The organism is uncultured Paracoccus sp. (genome assembly GCF_947496875.1).
Lineage (GTDB): Bacteria > Pseudomonadota > Alphaproteobacteria > Rhodobacterales > Rhodobacteraceae > Paracoccus.
On the sequence record NZ_CANMEH010000090.1, the window covers coordinates 1 to 399 of the forward strand.

Genomic DNA, 399 nt, shown 5'->3' on the forward strand with positions numbered 1-399 from the left:
AGCGTCGCGCCGAAGAGGTAGGTGCCGTCGACCGGGGCCACGAAGTGGTTGTTCGCGGCGTCGAAGGCGCCCTGATCGTTGGTGTCGGTGTTGTTGAGGCCGATTTTCGTCCAGGTCCCGACGCCGACATAGTTGTCGTAGTTCGTGTACGCCTTGAACCGCGGCAGCCGGGGCTGGTCGACGATGCCGGTGGCGTTGTCGACGCCGAGCCCGTCGAAGAAGGTGCTGCCATCGGGCGAGACCGCGAGCCGGAAGCGGTCGGAGCCGAAGAGGCCCACCAGCGCCTTGGTCACGAAGTTGGTCTGCAGCGTCAGGCCGAGGTCGTCGCCCGCAGCCTCCTTGTTCATGGTGTAGAAGAGATCGCCGGTGCCGCCCTCGGCCACGGTCTTCGCGGTCCAG

The 399-nt window shown here is 66.4% G+C and carries 1 pseudogene; it reads right to left on the reverse strand.

Annotated features, from left to right (window positions below):
- Positions 1–399, reverse strand: a pseudogene (locus Q0938_RS19235) (hypothetical protein); the annotation flags it as partial.